General features: G+C 33.7%; 3 protein-coding genes. 1 reads left to right on the forward strand and 2 read right to left on the reverse strand.

Translation table 11 applies throughout. The features are described 5' to 3' along the window. The coding region (locus ACTXGO_RS11985) for a beta-lactamase hydrolase domain-containing protein (protein WP_443574688.1) at positions 1-234 on the forward strand (234 nt) is incomplete at its 5' end. Positions 235-322: 88 nt separating this feature from the next. Here ACTXGO_RS11985 and dcm read toward each other — a convergent pair. Both dcm and ACTXGO_RS11995 read right to left on the reverse strand, forming a co-directional pair. Next, entirely contained in the window at positions 323-1,831 is a 1,509-nt protein-coding gene (gene dcm, locus ACTXGO_RS11990) for a DNA (cytosine-5-)-methyltransferase (protein ID WP_443574692.1), read from the reverse strand. Next, positions 1,806-2,636 (reverse strand): TdeIII family type II restriction endonuclease, encoded by an 831-nt coding sequence (locus tag ACTXGO_RS11995; RefSeq protein ID WP_443574690.1) that lies wholly within the window; start codon positions 2,634-2,636, stop codon positions 1,806-1,808. The genes dcm and ACTXGO_RS11995 overlap by 26 nt, the downstream gene beginning before the upstream one ends. Positions 2,637-2,854: the final 218 nt, after the last annotated feature.

Genomic DNA, 2,854 nt, shown 5'->3' on the forward strand with positions numbered 1-2,854 from the left:
GGCGAAGAGCCAGGTCAACCGACCAGCGCTGAGATTGAAGCGGCTGCTAAGGAAGCGGGACTTGCATATAAAGAGGTGTCGTTTGCAGGTAGTGAGCTTAATCAAAATCACGTCGAGGAGTTTGCAGATTTCTTTAATCAAGCTGAGCAGCCCATGCTGATATTTTGTCGCACAGGCAATCGCTCGACAGGTATCTATGAAGCGGCGAAGAAAATGGATTTGTTAGATGACTGAAATAAATTATCTTTCATAAATCTTAAATAAAAAAATCCTGACGCAAAAGCATTGGGATTTTTCCATATTATACTGTTATCAAATTTTACTAATCAAATACTTTTGTTGAGATTATAGCTTTGATTAATGATTCAATGACTGGAACTGATACACTGTTACCAATTAGTTTCATCCATCGTGAACGACTTTCTGGTAGCTCAAAATCTCTTGGAAAACCTTGAATCTGACACGCCTCTTCTTTTGTAATTTTCCTATACTCATTTTCGAAGTATATTTCTTTCAAGAATTTCCTCTTGTAACTTTCGTTAGTTTCAGCAGGTATAGCTTTTAGAGCAACATAATCATTCGTATCACTAGCAACAAGAGTTGGAAAAACGTCAGAAGTTGGTAAAAATATTCGGTTTATACCATTGATTCCACTACTTATTTTAGTATTTTTAAATTCGTATCTCTCTTCTACACACTTTAAATTCCCCTTGTTGATCAGTGTTTCAAGCATATTTGTTAGAGAACTAACTTTTACTTTTGACTTATTACCCATTTTTAGTTCATCTAAGTGGAGCATATTATTCTTAGCCCTCTTTAAAACTTCAACTTCGTCTTCACTTAAATCTTTGATATTGTGACTTTCAATTTCAAATGAGTATGGGATGAGTTTAAGTATTTCCATGTCTACTAAACTATCTAACTCATTTTTAGAGATACTAGGGTCGATTGATTGAAATTGTAGTAATGAAATGGGATTACCATCCAGTAAGCCAAACTGTTTCTTTCTTCTATTTTTAAGTAGTATTAAACATATTTCTTTTTGTCTTTCCGTTGTGTCTAAGATGTCCCATGAATGAATTGTAGTCTCACCATTCCTCAAATCATTAAATAGAAAATAGTCGTTAAAACCATTTTTGCTTGAAAGACTCATGCTTTTAGAAGTATTAGTATTGAAACCAAATAGGTCAGTTTGTTCAACTACTTTCTGTAATTTAGGGATTTCAACATTTAATATATCTGCCAGTACAGTTTTTTTCTCAATAATTTCAGGTCTGTTAAAGCTATCGTAAAACTGCTTTTCACGGAATCCTATAATATATATACGAACTCGGTTTTGTGCTACACCGTAATCATGCGAATTAATAACATAATAATTTGCATAGTAACCTGCTTGCTCAATACGTTTTAGTATGTAATTCAGTGCTGATCTATTTCTCGGGTCAACTAGTCCTTTTACATTCTCAAAAATAAAAGCTTTAGGTCGTGACTGATTAAGCAAATAAAGTGTATCGTTCCAAAGCTGTCCTCGGTCATCATTGAATCCAAGATTTTTGCCAGCTATTGACCAACTTTGACAAGGAACTCCAGCAGTTAACAAATCGTGAGTCGGTAAGCTTTTAATATTTCGAATGTCACCAAAATTAGCGCTTTCATCAATTTGGTAATTGTGACAATATACTTCAATAGCGTCTTTATTTATTTCACTAAAGCCTAAACATTTACCATTATTAGAATTAAAGGCCATCTTGAAACCACCAATCCCTGAGAACAAATCTATAAATGTAAATCTTGGCATCTTCATTTTAATACAAAACATCCTCTTCAACATTTCTTGGTGGCTCAATACCTAGGAATTCGCGATAAATTCTATCTTTGTACTCTTTACCTAATGAGTTGACTTCTTGAATGAATAATTTATATGTGCCATTACCACCTATTAGATCCCAAAACTCTTCTCCAATTAATACGCACTCATCGTTATTCATATCAAACCATCTTTTAGGAAACGCCCAATTATAATTTTCTTTTTTTCCGTAAGGGTTATAGGGAAGAGCAAAGAAAGCATAATCTACTTTTGGAGGTTGCATTGCCAATAATTTAAAAATTTTCTCTTTACTAACTTTTGTCTGGTCACTGTTTGGTAGAGGAGCCTTAATCTCAAAAGCATACTTTTTGTTAGTAACATTACTCTTTATTGAAACATCACAAACTACTGTGGTTGGAATTAGCTTTCCTTTACCTTCTAATACATACTTTAGTTCTTGGCTCCAATCGGGTAACTGTCTACCCTTTTTCCCTTTATGCTCTAACTTGTTCAAAACTTCTTGAATTCTTCTAAGCCTCTCTGTTCCAATTTCTCCAGTGATATGTTCTCCTGTTTCACAATTTCCATGGTATTCATTTGCTACTACTTCAGCTAATTTTTCCCACACACCACCGAATGGAGTAACAAACCGTCTCTCAAAATGAGAGCCTTTGAAAATTTCATCTGGCACTAATGCTGCATATAGAGGCTTTTTAGAGTGATGTTCTTCTTTAATAAAAGGATCTGTATTGAGAACCCTATCCATCACTCTATCCATTAAGTCTGTAATAACAACATTGATACTTTCTTTGACTCTACTATCAGGCATTTATATATCCATTTTAATTATATCGACTAATTACGCACTAGCTGTGGCTCATTCAAGTAATAATATAATATTGTACTCATACTTGATTTTACCATGCTTTTCATTTTCCTAAAGCGGATAACTAATTTAGAGCTACAAAAAAACCACCTCAACCATGCTATTAGGTTGAAGTGGTTTTTTATTTATAAGACATAGAGTATATTCAAACTACTTCTTCT

It is taken from the genome of Psychrobacter sp. T6-1, from assembly GCF_052258445.1.

Coding starts and splice junctions, on each gene's coding strand:
- dcm (WP_443574692.1), bottom strand. CDS start 1,831: ATGTTGAAGAGGATGTTTTGTATTAAAATGAAGATGCCAAGATTTACA.
- ACTXGO_RS11995 (WP_443574690.1), bottom strand. CDS start 2,636: ATGCCTGATAGTAGAGTCAAAGAAAGTATCAATGTTGTTATTACAGAC.